Origin of the sequence: Ideonella lacteola (assembly GCF_038066555.1) — a bacterium.
Classification (GTDB): Bacteria; Pseudomonadota; Gammaproteobacteria; order Burkholderiales; family Burkholderiaceae_C; genus Ideonella; species Ideonella lacteola.
Genome location: NZ_JBBUTG010000065.1, coordinates 1 through 2834 on the forward strand (window position 1 = coordinate 1; position 2834 = coordinate 2834).

General features: G+C 59.1%; 1 protein-coding gene. It reads right to left on the minus strand.

The window, feature by feature from the left end:
- Positions 1-685 precede the first annotated feature (685 nt).
- Entirely contained in the window at positions 686-1144 is a 459-nt protein-coding gene (locus AACH06_RS29980; protein WP_341429501.1) for a hypothetical protein, read from the minus strand.
- Between the last annotated feature and the right edge of the window lie 1690 nt (positions 1145-2834).

Genomic DNA, 2834 nt, shown 5'->3' on the forward strand with positions numbered 1-2834 from the left:
CATTTCCTGAATGCCAACCGAATAGGAGAACGCCGGTTGCTTCTCTTCAGGATCAAAGACACTGATCACATGGCATCCGTACTCGCGGATGTCGTCCGCGACGCGCTTGTCGTTCGCTGTACGACGCTCGGCAAGAGTGCTCATGAGGTCTAACGTTCGACGTAAGGGGCTGGCCGCAGGCCAGTCCCCTTGACGGAGCGGTTAGGCAAAGCGAGTGGAGCACCGAGATGCCCGGAACGCAATGCCGCAACCGGCATGTATTTAAAAGCCGGCGGCCAGACGATGCAGTGACTGGCAAAGCAGAGTACTTGCATAACAAGCGCTACGACGTTGGGCGGCTGGAACGAAGGACTTCAGTGAGCTTGGCAAAGCGCTGGAAGCTTGCCAAGGCAAAGATCGCCCACAGAGTACCACCGGCCGTGATCAACGCGAGCGGTTCCGGCGACCGTGGTGTGATGATGTGGCCACCTATATGTGCCCCAAGCCGACTTGAATACGGCTGGAACCACCACACACCTTGCGCTGGCCGCCAAAGGACGGACAGCCCACACTGACGATGGAGCTGGCACCCAGAAACCGATGACATGTCGCTGAGAAATCACCAGCCTGCTGCGCCTTGATACCTAACGTTCGACGTAAGGGGCGGCCCGCTTGCGGGACGTCCCCTTGACGGAGGGGTTATGTTTCACTGCACGTTGAGCAAGGTGCAGATCGCTGATGAACACACGAGAGACAACCCATGGTGAGCGACGGGCGACTCGTAGACATAGAGCAATTTTTCATTCACCAGGAATTCGACTCGCTTGAGCGACAGATTCAACTGCAGCTGGACAGGCTTGTTGAGCTCAAGATCGGGTGAAGTCGAGAGTTCACGAATTTCGCCCTCGGGGAAGTCGGTGACTCTTGCCCTGAGCGCTGTCATGTCGGAATCTGGCATAAGGCCCAGGCAAACATCCTCTTGATCGGCAAAGGACTGAAGGAGGCAAACATTGATGATCGGCGCCCATTCGTCCGATGGTTGCAGGCGATCAAATGACGCTGTCAGGACGACGGGTTCAGTTGGCTTGACCATGGTTCGCCATGACAAATACTTTCCCGAAGCAGCGTTCAGCTGAAGTGTTGAGGCATTGGAAGGCGGAAGCATGGGCTCCGCTCCGTATGCGACCGGCACAGAGGTTGCGCAGAGGACTAAGAGCTTGGCGATACGCAGACTGGTCATACGTGAAACATAACGTTCGACGTAAGGGGCTGGCCGCAGGCCAGTCCCCTTGACGGAGGGGTTAGCCGGCTGTGCATTGAGCACTCGACCGGCGATGGGCGAAGTGTGCCAGCCCGGACTTGGCAATTTGGCTCGGCTGGCAAGGAGCCGAAGACTTTGAACAGCCTCATCTGGCTTGCCAGGCCGCGACGCTGAACGAAGGGCTGTTGCTGACCCGCTGCCCAGGCACAACAACCTTGGCCTGAAAAGATGACGGCGCAGACGTCTTTGGTATTTTTCATCCGATGAGCCACCAAGCTCAGAACGACGGGCCATGCCACTAAGCGGCAAGGGTGTGGCGTGGGGCAGACTTGTTCGGCCCCGCACTGCACGCTTGATGCGGCTTGAACGGAGGCACCAGTTCACGACGACGGTGGCGACGTGAGCAGCAGGCGAAGCCTGTTGCGACCTTGGGCGGAGACCGTGACGGCCGGAGCGCTGCGCCGAGGCGGCTATGAATGCTTCGCACCGACTCTGCACTTCGCCTCCCTCAGACGGCTAACGTTCGACGTAAGGGGCGGACGCAAGTGGGCGCAGCCCGCTTGTGGACGGCCCCTTGACGGAGGGGTTAGGGCGCCGGGTACGACTGCAAACCATGAAGCTTTGATTTCGCACTTCAGTTCAAACTGGCTGTGATGACTACTTGGACCTGTGCAGAGCCAGCAACCCGTTGCGCTTGTACCAACGAATTGCGGCAGCTTCTGTTAACAGTAGGGACACCGGGGCTATCACTACGACGATGACGCCTGCGATAGCGCTATGGCCTCGGCTATAGAGCAGGAGTGGCAGTGCGGTGAAATTCGGGATCACCAGGATTGGACACGACAGCTTGTACGGCAATGGAAGCTGCCTGTACCTTACAGCTTTCTCGGGTGATCGTATGAAGTCGCGACGAGCAAGCCAGAAGGCCAATATGAGGCCAACAAGATAGGCAGCAGCTGGGGCCAACAGTATGCTCAAGGTGACGACTCTCCGGACGACGCGCTTGGTCTCTGTTGCGCTCTAACGTTCGACGTAAGGGGCTGGCCGCAGGCCAGTCCCCTTGACGGAGCGGTTAGGCAAAGCGAGTGGGGTACCGAGATGCCCGGAACGCAATGCCGCAACCGGTATGTATTTGAAGGCCGGTGGCCAGACGATGTAGTGGCTGACAAAGCAGAGTGCTTGCATAACAAGTGCTACGACACTGGGCGGCTCGGACGAAGGATTTCAGCGACCTTGGCAAAGCGTTGCAAGCTTGCCCAGGCAGAGATGGCGCGCAGAGTGCCACCGACCGTGACCAGCGACAGCGATTCCAGCGACCGTGGTGTGTTGCTGCTGCCACCTATATGTGCCCAGGCTGACCTGAATACGGCCGTAGCCGCCACGGACCGTGCGCTGGCCGCCGGAGGACGGACAGCCCATGCCGGCGATTGAGTCGCCCCAAAGAAGGCTCAGACATGCCGCTGCGCAGTCACCAACCTGCTGCCTTCTGATGCCTAACGTTCGACGTAAGGGGCTGGCCGCAGGCCAGTCCCCTTGACGGAGCGGTTAGGCAAAGCGAGTGGGGCACCGAGATGCCCGGAACGCAACGCCGCAA